This window comes from Variovorax sp. 01T439_2 (genome assembly GCF_056398445.1).
Genome location: NZ_JBFTPJ010000462.1, coordinates 1 through 4,548 on the forward strand (window position 1 = coordinate 1; position 4,548 = coordinate 4,548).

Consider the following 4,548-nt stretch of genomic DNA (forward strand, 5'->3'; position numbering starts at 1 on the left):
GCCGCTGCAGCGTGTCGTCGCTCACCTGGAGCTGGCGGCCGTTGTCGTCCTCGAGCTTGAAGGGCAGCAGGCCCTCGGTCACGCCGATCAGCATCACGTGCGGCCATTCGAGGCCCTTGGAGGCATGCAGCGTGGACAGCGTGACCACGTTCTGGTCCTGCTCGCGCTCGCTGATGGTCGACAGCAGCGAGATGGTCTGCGCCACCTCGAGCAGGCTCTTGCGCTCGGTCTCGATGTTGCCGTCGGCGCCCGAGGCATCGTCGATGGTGCCGCCGGCGCGCTGCGACATCCAGTCGACGAATTCCATCACGTTGGTCCAGCGCGCGGCCGCGGCCTGTTCGCTGTCCTCGCCGTCGTAGAGATGCTTCTCGTAGTCGATCTCCTTGAGCCAGTCGAGCATGAAGGTGCGCGAATCTTCCGCGCCCATGGTGCGGCGCGCGCGGTATTCGAGGTCGTTGATGTAGCGGCCGAACTCGTGGATGCCCTCGAGCGTGCGCTTGGGCATCACGCTCGGCAGCGACGGGCTGAACAGCGCCTCGAACAGGCTCAGCTTGTACTGGCTCGCAAAGGTGCCCAGGCTCGCGAGCGTGGTGTGGCCGATGCCGCGCTTGGGCGTGGTGATGGCGCGCAGGAACGCCGGGTCGTCGTCGTTGTTGACCCACAGGCGGAACCAGCCGCACAGGTCCTTGATCTCGGCGCGGTCGAAGAAGCTCTGGCCGCCCGACACCTTGTAGGGAATCTGCGCCTTGCGCAGCGCCTGCTCGAACACGCGCGCCTGGTGGTTGGCGCGGTAGAGGATGGCGAAGTCGCGGAACTCCTTGTACTGCTTGCCCTCGATGGCGGTGTCGCCCGCGCGCAGGCTGACGATGCGCGCCACCGCGCGCTCGGCCTCGTGCGCCTCGGAGTCGGCATCGACCACGCGCACCGGCTCGCCTTCGCCGAGCTCGGAGAACAGCGTCTTCGGAAACAGCTTGGGGTTGGGGCCGATCACGTTGTTGGCCGCGCGCAGGATCGCGCTGGTGGAGCGGTAGTTCTGCTCGAGCTTGATGACCTTCAGCGCCGGATAGTCGACCGGCAGCTTGCGCAGGTTGTCCAGCGTGGCGCCGCGCCAGCCGTAGATCGACTGGTCGTCGTCGCCCACCGCGGTGAAGCGCCCCCGCTCGCCGGCCAGCGCCTTCAGCACTTCGTACTGCGTGGCGTTGGTGTCCTGGTACTCGTCCACCAATATGTGGCCCAGCGCGGCCTGCCACTTGGCGCGCACTTCGTCGAAATCGCGCAGCAGCTTGAGCGGCATGCCGATGAGGTCGTCGAAGTCGACGCTCTGGTAGGCCGTGAGCCGCTCTTCGTAGCGCGCCATGATGCGCGCGGTGATGCGCTCGTTGTCGTCGGCCGCGGCGGCTTCCGCCTGCGCGGCGTTCAGGCCCATGTTCTTCCACTTGCTGATGGTCCACTGCCAGATGCGCGCGGTGGCGGTGTCGGTGGTGCCGCCCGCGTCCTTGAGGATCTTGGTGACGTCGTCGCTGTCCAGGATGCTGAAGGCCGGCTTCAGGCCCAGCACGGCGCCGTCCTCGCGCATCATGCGCACGCCCAGCGCGTGGAAAGTGCAGATCACCACGTGCTTCGCCTCGCGCCCGATCAGCCCCTTGGCGCGTTCGCGCATTTCGCTCGCGGCCTTGTTGGTGAAGGTGATGGCCGCAATGCGCTTGGGCTCCAGGCCGGCCTGGATCAGCCGGCCGATCTTGTGCGTGATGACGCGCGTCTTGCCCGAGCCCGCGCCCGCCAGCACCAGGCAGGGGCCGTGCAGGTAGTTGACAGCTTCTTGTTGCGCGAGATTGAGACCGGAGGACATGGGGAGTGGGAACGGAAGGCCGCGGAGGAACGGCAGGCGCAAAGCGCGCAATGATACGGGGCGCATGTTTCCGGAGAGGCCGCCAGAGTTCACGATGCGGGACGCGGCGACAATCGGCGCGTGCTGCCTGTATTTCTCGTAACTTTTCCTTTCTTCGCGCTGATCGCGGCCGGCTATGGCGCCGCGCGCGTCCGCATCCTGCCGCTGGACGCGATTCCGGGCCTCAACACCTTCGTGCTGTACTTCGCGCTGCCCTGCATGCTGCTGCGCTTCGGCGCGGGCACGCCGATCGGGCAGCTGCTCGACGGCAGCGTGGCACTGGTCTGGGGCCTGAGCGCGCTGGCGGTGGTGGCGGGCGTGGTGATCTTTACCCGCAATGCGCGCATTGGCTGGAACGACGGGGCCTTCGGCGCGCTGGTGGCGGCCTTTCCGAACACCGGCTTCATGGGCGTGCCGCTGCTGGTGGCGCTGCTGGGCGCGCAGGCCGCGGGGCCGATGATCATCACCATCGCGTTCGACCTGGTCGTGACTTCTTCGCTGTGCATTGCGCTGTCGCGCCTGGACGGCGCGGGCGGGCAGCACGGCCCGCGGCTGGCCGCGCGCCAGGCGCTGCGCGGCGTGCTGGTCAATCCGATGCCGTGGTCGATCCTGCTGGGCGTGCTGCTGTCGGCGGCGCGCTGGCGCCTGCCGGGGCCGGTGGAGCGCACCATCGCCATGCTGGCCGATGCGGCTTCGCCGGTGGCGCTCTTCACCATCGGCGCGGTGCTGGCGCGCTCGGCGCTGCTCGCGCGCGAGCACGGCGCCAGCGCGGCGGTGGCGGCCGCCATGGGCACGAAGTCGGCGCTGCCTCCCAAGGCACCGCTGGCCGACGTGCTGCCGGTGGTGGCGGTCAAGCTGCTGGTGCATCCGGTGCTGGTGTGGGCGGTGGGGCAGGGGGCCATTGCGCTCGGCCTGCCGCTGTCTTCTTCGGCGCTGATGGTGATCGTGCTGGTGGCGGCGTTGCCGAGTGCGAGCAACGTCTCGATGCTGGCCGAGCGCTTCGGCGCCGACAACGGCCGCATCGCACGCATCATCCTGTGGACGACGGTGGCAACCTTCTTCAGCTTTCCGTTCGCGGTCGGCGTGCTGCGCTGAGCGGCCTCAGGGCGTCAGCACGCCCAGCTTGAACGGATCGGCATCGGACAGGCGCTCGCACTTGGAGAAGTCGCGGCCCTGGGTGCCGTCGCAATAGAAGGCGTTGTAGATGCGGCCGAACAGCGTCGGGCTGGCCGTGAAGAGCACGCCGTGCTCGGGCCGCCAGTTGTCCCGGGCGTTGTCCCTGGGTGTGTCGGCGGCGCGGGTTTCCGTGGCCTGGATGGGCGCGGCTGCCGCAATGGGCGTGAACTCCGCCAGCGTCTTCTGGACCTCCTCGCTGCGCCAGCGCACCGCCAGCTCGGCCGCCGAGGGCCTGGCCGACACCGGCAGCAGCACGCCGTTCACCTGCAGGCCCCAGCCGAAGCGATGCGCCTTGCCGGCCAGGAAGGCATAGGCGCAGGCGGCCATGCACTGGCCGCGGATCTCGGTGTCCACACCGCTCGCGCGGATGGCGTCGGCAAAGGCGCCGGCCGCCTCGGCGGTGCCTCCGAACGAATCCTCGAACACCACGGTGCGCACGGTGCCCTTGCCCAGGTGCTCGGTGAAGGCCTTGATGGCGCTGCCGTCGAGCATGCCCGACACCACGAGCCGGCTGCCCTGCAGGTCGAGTTCGGCCGCCGAGCATGCAAGGCATGCGAACAGGAGAACCGCAGCAACCACAGATGAAGGCAGTTTCACGACAGACGACCCCCCGAGGACCAGCGTGCTTTGCTTGAGGTGCGCCGCCGGAACGGGCGTCGCACAGCGACAGCTTGTGCAGCGCGCGGCAGCGCAGTCAACGGTTTTTTCACAATATTTCCGCTGCCGAGTAACGGCCGTAAGGCATAGCTACTGCTATGCCTTCAGATGAATACTTGAGTTTGCACAATGYCTGATAAAGTGTTTGTGAATCAAAGTTTGAATGGGGCAGCACGATGGCAATACTTATTCGTATCCTGCTGTGGCTGGCCTGGGTTGCCGGCGTGAGCTGGTCCTGGCATGCCGACATGCTCGGCGCCGGCACTTCGCTCGCGCTGGGCGCCCTGAGCCTGGTGGTGTTCGCATGGCCCGCCAGCAGCGCGCGGCGCCGCAGCACCGAACTGCGCTACGTCGACGTCGGCAAGGAGCCCGCGGGCCTCTATTGAGCGACTGAGCGACTGAGCGACTGAGCGACTGAGCGTCGCGGCCGGGGCCCTGCGGGGCAGGTCCTAGATGCTGTGCGGGTCGACGTCGACCAGCCAGCGGATCACGCCCTTGCCTTCGGGCGTGCGCCTGAGGGCATGCAGCAGCGGCTGCCACTGCGCCAGCAGGCGCTGCAAGACGGCGCGCGAGGGGCTTTCGATCAGCATCTGCGCCCTTTCCACATTGGCCACGCGCTGGATCGCCAGCGGCACCGCGGGATAGCGCACCACCCGGTCGGCGCCTTCCAGCGCCTCGGCGGCGGCGCTGGCCGCGTTCAGGAAAGCCTGCGCGGCTTCCTGCGTGCGTGCATCGGCACGCAGCAGCGCCTGGAAGGCGAAGGGCGGCATGCCGGCGGCGGCGCGCTCCTCGAGCTGCTGCCGCGCGAAGGCCGTGTAGTCGTGCCG

At 68.4% G+C, this 4,548-nt stretch carries 4 protein-coding genes and 1 pseudogene; 2 read left to right on the forward strand and 3 right to left on the reverse strand.

Going from position 1 to position 4,548, the window contains the following annotated elements; all coding sequences use genetic code 11:
* The coding region (locus tag AC1DOC_RS20455) for an ATP-dependent helicase (protein WP_478130382.1) at positions 1-1,849 on the reverse strand (1,849 nt) is incomplete at its 3' end.
* Positions 1,850-1,969: 120 nt separating this feature from the next.
* On the opposite strand from AC1DOC_RS20455, the gene AC1DOC_RS20460 reads away from it, so the two are divergent.
* Complete coding sequence (locus tag AC1DOC_RS20460; protein WP_478079130.1) at positions 1,970-2,983, forward strand: AEC family transporter; 1,014 nt, start codon at positions 1,970-1,972, stop codon at positions 2,981-2,983.
* A gap of 6 nt (positions 2,984-2,989) precedes the next feature.
* Here the strand turns inward: AC1DOC_RS20460 and AC1DOC_RS20465 are convergent, their stop codons facing one another.
* Positions 2,990-3,643 (reverse strand): hypothetical protein, encoded by a 654-nt coding sequence (locus AC1DOC_RS20465; RefSeq protein WP_018903787.1) that lies wholly within the window; start codon positions 3,641-3,643, stop codon positions 2,990-2,992.
* A 254-nt stretch (positions 3,644-3,897) separates the two neighbouring features.
* Between AC1DOC_RS20465 and AC1DOC_RS20470 the strand changes: the two genes are divergently transcribed.
* Complete coding sequence (locus AC1DOC_RS20470) at positions 3,898-4,107, forward strand: hypothetical protein (protein ID WP_012745878.1); 210 nt, start codon at positions 3,898-3,900, stop codon at positions 4,105-4,107.
* A 63-nt stretch (positions 4,108-4,170) separates the two neighbouring features.
* Here the strand turns inward: AC1DOC_RS20470 and AC1DOC_RS20475 are convergent.
* Positions 4,171-4,548: pseudogene (locus tag AC1DOC_RS20475) on the reverse strand (primosomal protein N'); the annotation flags it as partial.